Origin of the sequence: Flavobacterium pectinovorum, from assembly GCF_022802975.1 — a bacterium.
GTDB classification, from domain to species: domain Bacteria; phylum Bacteroidota; class Bacteroidia; order Flavobacteriales; family Flavobacteriaceae; genus Flavobacterium; species Flavobacterium pectinovorum_B.
The window spans coordinates 39,167-52,599 of the sequence record NZ_JAFEVZ010000012.1 but is presented as its reverse complement, the minus strand read 5'-3'; the positions used below and the strand labels follow the sequence as shown (position 1 = coordinate 52,599).

Sequence of the window (13,433 nt, the reverse complement as noted above, 5' to 3'; positions counted from 1 at the left end):
TAATGTCAAGAGTTTGTGACCTTACAGGTAAAAGAGCGATGGTAGGAAATAACGTTTCTCACGCTATGAACAAAACTAAGAGAAAGTTTTCTGTAAACTTAGTTAAAAAGCGTTTTTATCTTCCAGAAGAAGATAGATGGATTACTCTTAGAGTAGCAGCATCTACGATAAAAACAATTAATAAAAATGGAATTTCTGCTGTTTTGAAAAAAGCACAGTCAGAAGGATTTATCAAATAATCTTTTCCTAAATAAATATATAGCAAGATGGCAAAGAAAGGTAATAGAATCCAGGTAATTTTAGAATGTACTGAGCACAAAACTACAGGTGTTGCAGGGACTTCAAGATACATCACAACAAAGAACAAAAAAAATACTCCAGACAGATTAGAGATTAAAAAATTTAATCCAATCTTAAAAAGAGTAACTGTTCACAAAGAAATTAAGTAATAATTAGAGGTTTAATAAAATTTCAAATCCAGTCATTTGTTTTTTTATTAATTTCAATAACATTTGAATCATGGCAAAGAAAACCGTAGCATCGTTACAAACAGCTTCTAAGAGATTGTCAAAAGCCATCAAAATGGTAAAATCTCCTAAAACTGGTGCATATACATTCGTAGAATCTATTATGGCTCCTGAGGAAGTTGATGAATTCTTGAAAAAGAAATAATTACAATTACATTATATAGAAAAGCTACTTTCACTCCGAAAGTAGCTTTTTTATTTTTATATTTGTTTAAAATTTAAAGAAGCATCACAAATTGGCTTTTTTTAATAATGGATTCCCGCTTTTCGCTATAATCTTTTATTCTGAACCCCAGAATAAAAGGATTTCCGCTGCAATCGGGGCTAATTAAAAACAATTTACTTTCTTTAAGTATTTGGATTTCAGATAATTTAAAATCTAAAAATCTAAAACAATCTAAATAACCTACACAAAATGAGTTTTTTTAAAAAATTATTTTCTACTGATAAAAAAGAGACTTTAGATAAAGGTCTTGAAAAAACAAAAACAACTTTTTTTTCAAAGTTAAGCAAAGCTGTTGCCGGAAAATCTAAAGTAGACGACGACGTTTTAGACAATCTGGAAGAAATTTTGGTTGCTTCTGATGTTGGAGTAAATACCACTTTGAAAATCATTGAAAGAATCGAGAAACGTGTTGCCGAAGATAAATATTTGGGAACAGCGGAATTAAACCAAATACTTCGTGATGAAATTGGAGCTTTATTGTCTGAAACTAATACAGGTGAAGCAACAGAGTTTGAAATTCCGAAAGACAAAAAACCGTATGTTTTAATGGTTGTGGGAGTAAACGGAGTAGGTAAAACAACTACAATTGGTAAGTTAGCCTATCAGTTTAAAAAAGCAGGACATAAAGTAGTTTTAGGAGCTGCAGATACCTTTCGTGCTGCTGCAATCGATCAATTGCAAGTTTGGGCTGACCGTGTTGATGTGCCAATTGTGAGACAAAATATGGGGAGCGATCCTGCTTCTGTAGCCTTTGATACTTTGCAGTCTGCCGTAGCTCAAAATGCTGATGTGGTAATTATTGATACAGCAGGCCGTTTACATAATAAAATCAATTTAATGAACGAATTGACAAAAGTAAAACGTGTAATGCAGAAGGTTGTTGCTGATGCGCCTCACGATGTGCTTTTGGTTCTGGATGGTTCTACAGGTCAAAATGCTTTTGAACAGGCTAAACAATTTACGGCTGCAACTGAAGTAACTTCTCTTGCTGTTACAAAATTAGACGGAACGGCAAAAGGCGGAGTTGTAATTGGTATTTCAGACCAGTTTCAAATTCCGGTAAAATATATTGGTGTCGGAGAAGGAATTGAAGATTTGCAAGTCTTTAATAAATACGAATTCGTAGATAGCTTCTTTAAATAATTTTTTAAGTATAAAATGAAAAATATACCTCCTGTTGCATTTTATTTTGCAAGTGTTCTGTCTTTTGTTTTTGCAAATGTTTCAAAAGATAAAAGTTTGTCTTTTTATTATATTCTATTGGTATTGGGGCTCGTTTTCTTTTTTGCAGGAATGTTGAAAAGGATCCGTACCAAACGATAGTTTATAATCATTTTCTCTATTTGATTTTATGAAATATTATACCTTGATTTTGCTGTTTAGTCTGCTTTCCTGCACAAACAAGAAAAATGATAGCGATGATAAAGAATTTCATACACAACGACAAAAAGTAATTGTTATTCAGCCTTTAGGAAACTTTAAGCTAAATCAGGCTGAAAAAGTTTTTAAGCAAATCAAGGCTATCAATTCGAATGTGGTTTTAAGGCAAAATATTTCTTTTCCTGAAAATTCATTTTACAAACCCAGAAACCGATACCGTGCTGACAGTATTATTAAAAATCTTAAAAATAATATTGGTGTAGATTCTGTAATTGTAGGATTAGCAAATGCTGATGTCAGTACAACCAAAAACGGAATTAAAGACTGGGGTGTAATGGGTTTAGGGTATAAGCCCGGAAAAGCCTGTGTCGTTTCTGATTTCAGATTGTCAGTAAAAAATAAAAACGAACAATTTTATAAATTGGTTTTGCATGAATTGGGTCATACAGCAGGTTTACCTCATTGTAAAATTAAAACTTGTTTAATGCGGGATGCTGAAGGAGGCAATCCTTTTGATCAGGAAAAAAGCTTCTGCAGGGAATGTAAAAGCTTTTTAAAAAGTAAAGGATGGCAATTAATTTAAAATGCTGATTTTCGTACTTATTGATACAAAGCATTAATTTTCTCCCATAAAACCTTGTCAAAATCAGACAAGGCAAGATTTTCAGCATCGGCAGCATCTCCCATTCTGATGACTACCATTTTCTTACTCGGAATTACATATATTTTTTGATCGTTTTTTCCCAGAGCCATAAACATATCGTTTGGTGCTGTTGGGATTATGCTTCCCTGAAAAGTAAGCTGTGATTGTGGAAGATGATAATTCGCTTTTCCGTTTAGCCACCATAAATAGCCATATCCTAAATTAATGTTTTGAGATGTAGTAGTAGCTTCATTGAAATAAGTTTCATTCAAAATAGTGTTGTTCTCCCATTTTCCTTTGTTTAGCATTAGCAAGCCAAATCGTGCCATGCTTCTTGTGGTACTTGTGTAAACGCTGTTTACGCCTAGTTGGATCCAAGTGCCATTCATACCGATTTTATCCCTCAATTTTGTGTTGAAATAGTCTGACCAGTTTTGTTTGCTTGCAGTCTCTACAACATCCTGCAGTTTTACATAAACATTATGATACGCCCAGCGTGTTCCCGCATCGGCTTTGTAGATTAGATTTGCAGGTTCAACATCATCTGTGCTGTCATCAAGACCTGATGTCATTGTTAACAGATGTTTGCAGGTAATTAAATTCTCTTTCGGAAGTGTTTCGCTTGTCCAGTTGTTGCCAAGATATTGAGAGACTTTATTATTGATGTTGAGTAACTCTTCCTGTTGGGCAATTCCAGTAACGGTAGCTGTTAGTGTTTTTCCGGCACTTGCCCAATACCAGTTTTTGGTTGCTGAATGGTCGTTGAAGTAGTTTTCTAAAACGATTCGGCCATTAACCAATATGATAAATGATCTGGAGTTTTTGAGTTCTAAATAGTCTAAAAGCGGCTGAACAGCATTCTGATTCCATTTCAGGTCTGTAATTGATGTTGTCTCCCAGGTATTTCCGGTCAGAGGCGGAAAATACATGCTTTGTGGCTGAGCTGTGTCAGAAGTGTTGTCTTCTTTACTGCAACCAATACATATTAACAGCATCAGTATTTTACAAATTGTTTTGGTCATGGTTTATGTTTTTGGTTTGGGGTTTGACCAAAAATATGTAAAATAGTTTAATTGGTTTTGCTGATTTTAATTTCTTTTTCATCTTATAAGATTATCTTTGTAGTCTAATAAAATTTCTTTTGAATACCGAAGCCCTAGCCTTGATGGTCGAATTGCTCTCGCAATTACCTTTTATGGCAGGGTTTGCCATAAAAGATACAGCGGACAGCAGGAAACAGCTTCTTATTAAATAATACAATATGAAAAACACTTTTATGATTTTGGTTTTATCGCTTTTGTTTGTAAGCTGCAAACAGGAAATTAAACCGGCAGATATTGCAAAACTGAATGGCTACTGGGAAATTGAAAAAGTAGTTTTTGATAAAGGTGAGGAGAAGGCTTACGGAATGAATGAGAATTTTGATTATTTTGAGATTAAAGGAACTAAAGGTACCCGAACAAAGGTGATGGCACAGCTAGATGGAACTTTTTTAACGACAGATACTTTTGAAAATGTTTCGGTTCGGTTTACAGATAAAGGAACTTTTTTAGACTATAAAACGGATTATGCGAAATGGAGCGAGGAATTGATTTCGATTTCGGATGAGGCTTTTGTGGTAAAAAACGATCAGAATAAGGAATATCATTATAAAAAATCAGGACCAGTAAATTTATTAAACGATGGCAAAAAGACTAAATAACGAAAGTACGATTGGGGCTGTTTTGCAACAGATTATCCAGGTAAATAAATTACAGCCCGGAATGGACCAGATTGATGTTCGGGATGCCTGGAAGGAATTGATGGGGAGTGGTGTGAATACGTATACTAAAAATGTAATTTTGAAAGGAAGTACACTGTATGTTGAACTGGGATCTGCTGTTTTGCGTGAAGAATTAAGCCATGGAAAGTCTAAAATCGTGAAAATGATTAATGAGGAATTAGGGCGTGAGGTTGTGAAGGATGTGGTTTTACGATAGACTTGCTTAGACATCTTAGATTTTTAGACTGGCTTAGATTGTTAGATTTTAGATTTATAAAAAAAAGATAAAATAATTAAACAACAAAACCCACTTCATTTGAAGTGGGTTTTGTTGTTTATCAAGAAATCTAAGTTAGTCTAAAAATCTAACAATCTAAGATGTCTAAATTAAAATTGTTCTCTTCCGGCAAAGTGGAATGCACTTTCGATAGCAGCATTTTCATCACTGTCTGATCCGTGAACTGCATTTTCTCCAATAGAAGTTGCGTATGCTTTGCGGATAGTTCCTTCAGCAGCTTCAGAAGGATTTGTAGCTCCAATTAAAGTTCTGAAATCTTCTACAGCGTTGTCTTTTTCTAAAATTGCAGCAACGATTGGTCCGCGAGACATGAATTCTACCAATTCTCCGTAGAAAGGTCTTTCTGCGTGAACTGCGTAAAATGCTTTTGCATCAGCTACAGTTAATTGCGTTAATTTTAATGAAACGATTTTGAAACCTCCGTTTGTAATCATTGCCAGGATATTCCCGATATGTCCGTTTGCTACAGCATCCGGCTTAATCATTGTAAAAGTTCTATTTGTAGCCATTTTTTGTGTTTTTTAAATTTGGTGCAAAAATAGAACTTTTTTACGAATTGATTTTAATAAATTCATAATTAAAGTACAGAAGAATGACGTTTTAACCAAGAAAAACTTTTTTTTAAACCATATAAGTAATATAAGTTCATTTAAATACCTGTGCGGAATATCAATTACAATTAAGCCATGCTTCTAAAATAAACTTATATTACTTATATGGTGAAAATTTTAAACCTTGAATATTAATTTGTTTCTGTAGAAAATCCATAGAATAAAGGTCCAGATTCCAACATAAATCAACGCTCCGGCTAATGAAGCTGTCATTGGATTACTGAAAAACGGTGCAATCCAGAAGTGATATAAAAAGTCTAAAAGATTGGTCTGCTGTTCGGGGTTTTTGGGATTCCGGAACTGAATCATGACCAAAGCCTGCGGAATAATCTGAGAGCAGAAGAAAACAATCATTGGGTTGACTCCCCAGATTAAGAATGGTTTAAATCCTTTTTTGTAATCTGCAATATCAATCAGGTAATATAATATTGTAAAAAAGACAGTTGCTAATCCTGTTGTAAATAAAACATAACTGCTTGTCCAAAGCGATTTGTTAATTGGAAAAACCAAATCCCAAATTAATCCTAAAATGATAAGCACAGCGCCAATCCTGCCCATTTTTAGTGCTTTTTTAATTTTAGAACTATCACTTTGTAAAAATTGTCCAATTAATAATCCTATAATTCCATTTACAATTGATGGAATTGTACTTAAAATTCCTTCAGGATCCCATGTGACAGTACCGCTGTACATATGACCTTTTAGCAAAATACTATCAAACCATGATGCCAGATTGGTTCCTTTTTCAAGATTAGCGGCTCCAATTCCGGGAACGGGAATTAGTGTCATTAAGGCCCAATACCCTAATAATAAAATTGCTCCGGTTATAATTTGTGTTTTTTGAGTTGTTTTTAAATATAAAAGCGATACCACGAAATATACAATGGCAATCCGTTGTAAAACTCCCGGAAGGCGAACATCATGATAGGCTTCGATACCACTGTAAGCCAAAAACAGATAAATAAAGAGAATGGAAAAAGCTAAAATATTTTTGATTTTAGAACTAAAACTTCCCATTAATGCATAACCTACTGCGATAGTTATGACTAATCGTCCAATAAGAAGTGGAATTCCTTCAAGGCCAAACAATTGGATTTTTTCGAAAAAGTTGAAGAAAATCCCCAAACACAGCATTCGCAGTGAACGAACTAAGATTTTACTGAATGTTGTGGCGTCATAAAATTTATCAGGCATTGCAAGCGGAACAGCCACTCCCATAATAAAAATAAAAAAAGGAAAAACTAAATCGGTTGGCGTACAGCCGTGCCAGCTGGCGTGCAATAATGGCGGATAAACATTGCCCCAATCTCCGGGATTGTTGACAATTGTCATTAACAAAATAGTGAGTCCACGAAAGACATCTAGCGAAATTAAGCGTTCTTTTACCATTGGTTTTGGGTAAATTGGTTAATTAATAATTTTAAAAATCGCTATTTGGTTTAGGGAATAATAATTTTGAGAAGAGAGGTGGTTATTTGTTTCTCAAGATTATTACAAAATTATTTTTGCTGCAAATTAATCTTTTTTTGATGAGTAATTCAGTAATATATGCTCTGTTTATATTGTTATGATATCGAAATTGTGTTCTAATGGTTTTAGTTTCTGAATTAAAAGCGGAATCAGTAGTTCTCCTTTCTCTAAATAAAATTCAGAAAAATTAGCCTGACGTTCCTGTAAACTCTTATTTGGGAATAACTCAAATTGTAAATCGGTTACGCGTTGTAATTCGTCATCTAATTTTCTTTTTTGAGCTTTCAGTAAACGTTTTTCCAGATTTTCCAAACCTTTTTTCTGTTTGGCTTCCTGTGCTTTTACAGCTCCCGAAAATGATTTATCCGTTTGATCCGCTAATTCGTAAAGATATTTAAATTGTTTTTCTAATGTTTCTTTTTGAACGGATAGATCAATTGGAAACGCAGATAATTTATGTGTGATTGTATTCACTAAATCAGCAGGTTTAGTAAACAAATCAGCCCAGCTTAAATTTAAATTATCAGCTTTTTTTGCTTGTTTTTCAGTTGCTAAAAGAACGGAATTTCGAACTAAAAGCATTGGAAAAGAAATATTTACTGCATCAAAAAAAGCTTTTAATTCCAGCCAGTACGCGATTTCTCCGCCTCCGCCAATATAACACAGATTTGGTAAAATAATCTCCTGATAAAGCGGACGCATGATTACGTTTGGGCTGAATTTTTCAGGATTGCTTTCCAGTAATTTCAGAATTTCGTCTTTGGAAAATGAAATTCGGGTATTGTTTACGTAATATAAATCTTTTTCAAAAATGATTCTTTCTCGCAGATTATCTTCGATATAAAACAAATTGATTTCACGTGGATTTACCTGAACGCTGTAATCCTGAAGCTGTTCAATGGTTTTTTGAACCGTTTTAAAAGAAGTCTGCTTTTCTAATTCTTCTTTTACAAAAGGAATAAAAGCACGTTTTAAATCTGCATTATCAGCGTCTAAAATAATTAAGCCATAATTAGCAAATAAATTATTGGCTAAAAAACGTGTTGCATCAGCAAGATTATCATGTCTCAGATAAGCATCTTCAAACAGTTTTTTCAGAGTATTGGCATTGGTGCTTGATCCTAATTCCAAAGCATAAATTTCCAAAAATTCGGCTAAACCTTCAGTTGAAAGTCTCCCAACAGGTCCTGTACTTTCTTTGTTCCAACGGAATTTTTTTCCTTTGAAATTGAAATAATTGATCTCTTCAAAGTCATGATCTTCAGTTGCCATCCAGTAAATCGGAATAAAATTATTAGATGGGTATTTCGACTTTAATTCTTTGGTAAGATTAATAGTTGAAATAATTTTATAAAGAAAATATAATGGACCGCTGAATAAATTTAGCTGATGTCCTGTGGTAATTGTAAATGTATTTTCGAGCGCTAAAAGCTCAATATTTTGTTTAGTCGAATCTGAGATTTCGATATTTTGATATTGTTTTTTTAACGTATTTACTAACGGAATTCGGTTTGCATTATCAAAATTTGATTGCTTTTCAACGATTTGTTTTTCGAAATTTTCTAGTGTTGGAAAGTGATTGTACAGCGGTTTTAATTCTGGTTTCTGATCTAAATAGTCTTGCATCAATTTAGAGAAATACCCTGATTTTTGATAGCTGATACAGTCGGTTGGCATAATTTTGAATTTATTTTTGACAGCTGTAAATTTAATGAAAATATGCAGTTAAAAATGGTTTTAACGATTGCTTATGATTTGATTTTTTGAATTTGTTTTAAAGACGTTATTAATCAGGTTTTTAAATATAAGTTCAGAAGTTGTTTTTTGAAAAAATATAAAACACATGAAATTTGTTAAAAAAACAGAAGTGTCCTGAAACTAATTCTGTTAAACATGAATTATTAACAATGAAACTCTATTTTTGTAGGCAAAAAAAAGTTATATCAGTTTTCACATGAAAAATAATCCCAATCAAAAGAACTCCTTAAAGCATGTTCTGTTTGGAAGCCTTATTGGCACCACAATTGAATTTTTTGATTTTTATATTTATGCCAATGCAGCCGTATTGGTTTTTCCTCAATTATTTTTTCCCGGTTCAGATGCTACCATGGCAACTTTAGAATCATTAGCCACTTTTTCAATTGCCTTTTTATCCCGTCCGTTGGGTTCTGCTTTTTTTGGACATTACGGAGATAAAATAGGACGTAAATTTACCTTAGTTGCTGCCTTATTGACTATGGGAATCTCGACAGTGACCATAGGATTTTTACCCGGTTATGCCAGTATTGGTGTTGCCGCTCCTTTATTATTGATGCTCTGCCGATTCGGGCAAGGTGTTGGTTTAGGAGGAGAATGGGGAGGAGCCGTTTTATTGGCCATTGAAAACGCACCACCACATAAACGTGCATGGTACGGAATGTTCCCGCAATTGGGAGCGCCAATTGGATTGCTGCTTTCAGGAGGAACATTTTTAGTATTGACGGATTCAATGAGTAATGAAGATTTTATGAATTACGGCTGGAGAATTCCTTTTATCGCCAGTTCGCTATTGGTTATAGTTGGTTTTTATATCCGAACCAAAATTACAGAAACTCCTTCATTTGAAAATTCAAAAAATGCACACGAAGAAGTAAAAGTCCCGTTTTTAACTTTGGTAAAATCGTATAAAAATCAATTGATTTTTGGAACATTAGGAGCTGTAACAACCTTCCTGGTATTTTATTTAATGACTGTATTTACCCTAAGCTGGGTTACTTCAGATTTAGGTTATGTAAAAAGAGATGCTTTGTTGATTCAATTGTTTTCGGTATTGTTTTTCGCCCTTTTTATTCCGATTTCAGCTTTGGTTGCCGATAAAATTGGTCGCCGTAAAATATTAATTTACACTACAATTGCGATTGCTATTTTTGGTTTTTTCTTTTCATTATTCCTTAATTCAGGAAGTCCGTTTCTGGTAACCGCTTTTGTTTGTATCGGAATGTCATTGATGGGCTTTACGTACGGACCTCTGGGAACATTTTTATCAGAGTTGTTTCCTACCACTGTTCGCTATTCAGGTGCATCCTTAACGTTTAATCTGGCTGGAATTTTAGGAGCAGCATTTGCACCCATGATTGCAATTTGGCTGGCAAGTACGTATGGTTTGAATTATGTTGGTTTTTATCTGACCATTGCAGCGATTATTTCTTTAGTTTCCTTTTTAGTAATTTCTAAAAAAGTACATCAGTTTTAATATTCCTAAAAACTAATTTATAGGGAGGTAACGAGTCATTCGTTACCTCTTTTTTTTTTGAAAAAATCTTAAAATAGTTGATTAATTTATGTTTTATGAAATTTTATTTACGTATTAAGTATTTGTATTTGAGTATTTTGAGGATGTTTTTAAGAAAATTTTATGATTTAATTTGTTTATTAAAAAAATAATTCACAAAATTTGCATCAGAAAATAAGTAATTAACTATTAATAAACGAAGACAATGTTTGTATTAAACCTTACCTCTCAAAACATCGCATCAGGATCAGATTCTGTTGGCATGTGTCTTCGTGGCTTTTCTCAATCATAGCAAATCAATTTTAGAGATATGAACAAGCCCGAAGGAAAATAACTTTCGGGCTTTTTTTTATTCTAGACACTTCAAAAATTCCCGAATATCAGAACTGAATTTATCTGTTTCAGATAAAATGTTTATCAAAATCTATTTGCTCAGATTTTGCATGATGTTTTGCGCATATTCTTATTGCCTTAAATGTTTTAAGATAAAGCATTTCATTTTGCGAAGAAAAACAGGTCATATTGATTTTGGAAAAATTTCAATAGTAAAAAACAAATGGGAAATAAATTATCCGGAAAAGACCTGATTAAAATAGGTTTTCCAAAAAATAATAGTATCAATATTGCCTTGGGGCAAATCAACCGGTACAGAAAACGAGAAAAAAAAGAAAGTATATTAACCGAAGCCAAAGAAGTTTTGCTGTTTCCGGAAAAATTTGCCGGACATGGAACCTGGGGAAAAGTTGCGGAAGGATTAGTAAATCCGGTACAGGTCAGAATGCATCAGCTTAATAATACGAGAGCGCCTTTCTCTATATTCGGAGAAAATGAGATTGATGAACAGGCGAAATATCAATTGTATGATGCCTTAAAATTACCAGTTTCAATAGCCGGAGCTTTAATGCCCGATGCGCATTCAGGCTACGGACTGCCAATTGGCGGAGTTTTGGCAACAGATAATGCCGTGATTCCGTATGGAGTTGGAGTAGATATCGGCTGTAGAATGAGTTTGTCAATTTTTGATATTCCGGCTTCTTTCTTTAAAGGAAAGGAACATCAGCTGGAAGCTATTTTAAAAGACAATACCAAGTTTGGAATGTATGAAACCCACACCATTCGGGCAGATCACGAAGTGTTTAGTCGAAGCGAATTTCAGGATATTCCGCTTTTGAAAAACCTTTTAAATAAAGCATATAAGCAATTGGGAACATCTGGAGGAGGAAATCACTTTGTTGAATTCGGAATTGCAAAAATTACTAATCCGCTCAACGAATGGAAGATTGGAGTTGGAGAATATTTTGCAGTGCTTTCGCATAGCGGCTCCCGGGGATTGGGTGCTAATATCGCAAAACATTACACCTATCTGGCAACCAAACAATGTCCGCTGCCTAAAAATGTTCAGCATTTAGCATGGCTCGATCTGAATACTCATGACGGTCAGGAATACTGGCTGGCTATGAATTTAGCAGGTGATTATGCAAAAGCCTGTCATGATGATATTCACCGCCGAATCGCAAAAGCAATTGGAAAACGAGTAGTTGTAACCATTGAAAACCATCACAATTTTGCATGGAAAGAAATCGTAAATGGAAAAGAAGCAATCGTGCATCGAAAAGGAGCAACTCCTGCAAATGCTGGTGAACTGGGCATTATTCCGGGTTCGATGACTGCTCCCGGATTTATTGTTCAGGGAAAAGGAAATGCAGAGAGTTTAAATTCAGCGTCTCATGGTGCAGGGCGATTGTTTTCTCGTAAAAAATGCAAGGAATCATTTACCCAAAGCGAGATTAAAAAAGTCCTGAAAGCAAATGATGTGACTTTAATTGGGGGTAATATAGATGAAGCGCCAATGGCGTATAAAGACATTAATAAAGTAATGGCTAACCAAACGGAACTGGTGGATGTGTTAGGAACATTTACACCAAAAATCGTTAGAATGGACCGATAATTATGGAAAAAATAATTCAAATAACATCAGGGCGCGGTCCGGCTGAATGTACCTGGGTTGTGGCTCAGGTACTGAAAACTTTCCTTGAAGAAGCAAATGACAATAAAATAAAAACGACTTTGCTTCAGAGGGAAAAAGGAGTCGAAAACGGAACTGTCGAAACAGCTACAATTTTACTCGAAAGTGATAATCTGAATACGTTTTTAAACTCATGGATCGGAACCATTCAGTGGATTGGGCAGAGTCAGTTTAGAAAATTTCACAAACGTAAAAATTGGTTTATCGGAATTTTTGAAGTTGATAAAACGGCAACAACTGAAATTGATGAAAAAGATATTCAGTATCAGGCGATGCGTAGTTCCGGTGCAGGAGGACAACACATAAACAAAGTAAGTTCAGCAGTACGGGCGACTCATGTGCCAACAGGAACTAGTGTAGTGGCAATGGATTCAAGATCTCAGCACCAGAATAAAAAACTGGCAACCGAAAGATTGCTGCAGAAATTTAAGGACGAAACCGTAAAACAATTCAAAGCCGAATTTCAGGCACAGTGGATGAACCAATTGCAGATTCAGCGCGGGAATCCGATTCGGATTTTTGAGGGATCCGATTTTAAGAAACAAAAACAAGTTAAAAATTACAAACAGGAACGGCAACGGTTAAAACGGGAAGATTATTTCGACCGGGACTAATGATAGAATTTTGCATTTCCAAATAGAAAAAATTATGAAAACAGTAGATAAATATCTTTTTCAGGCATTAGACAATTATCCATATTGGTTGGAAGGAACCATCGAATCGTTGGATTATGCTTTGTCTTATGATGATAAAAATACTATGGCGTTGTGTTTATACGGACAGGTTTTTTCAGATCAGTTATTCAAATATGAAGAAGCTAAAGAGTATTTTCAAAAAGCACTTTCAATTAATATTTATGCTTTAGAGGTATATCCTTTTTACATTCATACTTTAATTTTAAATGAAGATTACGAAGATGCAATGAAACTGATTGATTTTGCATTGACAGTCAAAGGAGTCAATAAAACTGAGATTCTTTTGAAGAAAGTAATACTTTTTGAGCGTCAGCAGGAATTTAAAAAAGCATTGAAAGTGATTAAAAAAGCAAAACTTACCACAATCAATACTTGTTACGATTATACGATTGAAGAAACTGAAAAAAGGCTGAACAAAAAACTGAACGGAGATTCGAAAAAAGACAAGTCAGCCAAAACGAAAAAGAAGAATAAGTAAATAAGAAAGGATGTCAGTTACGGCATCCTTTTCTGGTTTTAAATGA

General features: G+C 34.2%; 16 protein-coding genes. 12 read left to right on the top strand and 4 right to left on the bottom strand.

The genetic code is table 11. The features are described 5' to 3' along the window. Positions 1–2 precede the first annotated feature (2 nt). From rpmB to FLV_RS15880, 6 genes are all read left to right on the top strand, one after another. Complete coding sequence (gene rpmB / locus FLV_RS15905; protein WP_007805815.1) at positions 3–239, top strand: 50S ribosomal protein L28; 237 nt, start codon at positions 3–5, stop codon at positions 237–239. A 27-nt stretch (positions 240–266) separates the two neighbouring features. Continuing rightward, positions 267–449 (top strand): 50S ribosomal protein L33, encoded by a 183-nt coding sequence (gene rpmG / locus FLV_RS15900; protein WP_007805817.1) that lies wholly within the window; start codon positions 267–269, stop codon positions 447–449. Between the two features lie 70 nt (positions 450–519). Next, entirely contained in the window at positions 520–672 is a 153-nt protein-coding gene (locus tag FLV_RS15895; RefSeq protein ID WP_070261881.1) for a DUF4295 domain-containing protein, read from the top strand. A 270-nt stretch (positions 673–942) separates the two neighbouring features. Then, positions 943–1,896, top strand: coding sequence for a signal recognition particle-docking protein FtsY (gene ftsY / locus FLV_RS15890; RefSeq protein WP_243235194.1), 954 nt, complete (start codon positions 943–945; stop codon positions 1,894–1,896). Between the two features lie 15 nt (positions 1,897–1,911). Beyond that, positions 1,912–2,076: a hypothetical protein gene (locus FLV_RS15885; RefSeq protein WP_243235193.1), complete on the top strand. Its 165-nt coding sequence runs from the start codon at positions 1,912–1,914 to the stop codon at positions 2,074–2,076. Positions 2,077–2,104: 28 nt separating this feature from the next. Beyond that, positions 2,105–2,716, top strand: coding sequence for a zinc-dependent metalloprotease family protein (locus FLV_RS15880; RefSeq protein ID WP_243235192.1), 612 nt, complete (start codon positions 2,105–2,107; stop codon positions 2,714–2,716). 17 nt (positions 2,717–2,733) lie between these two features. Here the strand turns inward: FLV_RS15880 and FLV_RS15875 are convergent, their stop codons facing one another. Next, on the bottom strand, positions 2,734–3,798 hold the full coding sequence (locus FLV_RS15875; RefSeq protein ID WP_243235191.1) for a serine hydrolase domain-containing protein: 1,065 nt from the start codon (positions 3,796–3,798) through the stop codon (positions 2,734–2,736). A gap of 239 nt (positions 3,799–4,037) precedes the next feature. Between FLV_RS15875 and FLV_RS15870 the strand changes: the two genes are divergently transcribed. Together FLV_RS15870 and FLV_RS15865 are read left to right on the top strand one after the other, a co-directional pair. After that, positions 4,038–4,478 (top strand): hypothetical protein, encoded by a 441-nt coding sequence (locus FLV_RS15870; RefSeq protein WP_243235190.1) that lies wholly within the window; start codon positions 4,038–4,040, stop codon positions 4,476–4,478. Then, complete coding sequence (locus FLV_RS15865) at positions 4,459–4,755, top strand: DUF721 domain-containing protein (protein ID WP_243235189.1); 297 nt, start codon at positions 4,459–4,461, stop codon at positions 4,753–4,755. Before FLV_RS15870 ends, FLV_RS15865 begins: the two co-directional genes overlap by 20 nt. Positions 4,756–4,925: 170 nt before the next feature. Here the strand turns inward: FLV_RS15865 and FLV_RS15860 are convergent, their stop codons facing one another. From FLV_RS15860 to bshC, 3 genes are all read right to left on the bottom strand, one after another. Further along, positions 4,926–5,345 (bottom strand): nucleoside-diphosphate kinase, encoded by a 420-nt coding sequence (locus FLV_RS15860; protein ID WP_243235188.1) that lies wholly within the window; start codon positions 5,343–5,345, stop codon positions 4,926–4,928. A gap of 219 nt (positions 5,346–5,564) precedes the next feature. Then, positions 5,565–6,836 (bottom strand): acyltransferase family protein, encoded by a 1,272-nt coding sequence (locus FLV_RS15855; RefSeq protein ID WP_243235187.1) that lies wholly within the window; start codon positions 6,834–6,836, stop codon positions 5,565–5,567. 168 nt (positions 6,837–7,004) lie between these two features. Beyond that, positions 7,005–8,594 carry a bacillithiol biosynthesis cysteine-adding enzyme BshC gene (gene bshC, locus FLV_RS15850; RefSeq protein ID WP_243235186.1) on the bottom strand — a complete coding sequence of 530 codons (1,590 nt, stop codon included), beginning with the start codon at positions 8,592–8,594 and terminating at the stop codon, positions 7,005–7,007. 277 nt (positions 8,595–8,871) lie between these two features. Between bshC and FLV_RS15845 the strand changes: the two genes are divergently transcribed. From FLV_RS15845 to FLV_RS15830, 4 genes are all read left to right on the top strand, one after another. Continuing rightward, a complete protein-coding gene (locus tag FLV_RS15845) occupies positions 8,872–10,149 on the top strand; it encodes an MFS transporter (protein ID WP_243235185.1) in 1,278 nt (425 codons plus the stop codon). Between the two features lie 595 nt (positions 10,150–10,744). Continuing rightward, on the top strand, positions 10,745–12,136 hold the full coding sequence (locus FLV_RS15840; RefSeq protein ID WP_243235184.1) for an RtcB family protein: 1,392 nt from the start codon (positions 10,745–10,747) through the stop codon (positions 12,134–12,136). A 2-nt stretch (positions 12,137–12,138) separates the two neighbouring features. Next, positions 12,139–12,828 (top strand): peptide chain release factor H, encoded by a 690-nt coding sequence (gene prfH, locus FLV_RS15835; RefSeq protein ID WP_243235183.1) that lies wholly within the window; start codon positions 12,139–12,141, stop codon positions 12,826–12,828. Between the two features lie 34 nt (positions 12,829–12,862). Continuing rightward, positions 12,863–13,387: a tetratricopeptide repeat protein gene (locus FLV_RS15830; RefSeq protein ID WP_243235182.1), complete on the top strand. Its 525-nt coding sequence runs from the start codon at positions 12,863–12,865 to the stop codon at positions 13,385–13,387. The last annotated feature ends 46 nt before the right edge of the window (positions 13,388–13,433 follow it).